1 pseudogene is annotated in these 210 nt (G+C 51.0%); it reads left to right on the top strand.

The features are described 5' to 3' along the window. Positions 1-210 (top strand): annotated as a pseudogene (locus AB4486_RS26330) (GGDEF domain-containing protein); the annotation flags it as partial.

Consider the following 210-nt stretch of genomic DNA (forward strand, 5'->3'; position numbering starts at 1 on the left):
GTTGATCGCAATGGCAGAGAGTTCACCGTGTTTTCTATCGACCATGTGACGGAGTGGCAGGGAAGACCTGCACTGCAAGTCACAGTGATCGATCTTTCCCCTGCGATTCAGCTGCAAAATGCGGTGCGTGAGCAAGATAAGATGTATCACGACATGATCATGCAATCTGGGCAGGGCATCTTGGTTCACCGAGATTTCAAGCCGCTGATG

Source organism: Vibrio sp. 10N.222.55.C6, from assembly GCF_041473395.1.
Classification (GTDB): domain Bacteria; phylum Pseudomonadota; class Gammaproteobacteria; order Enterobacterales; family Vibrionaceae; genus Vibrio; species Vibrio crassostreae_C.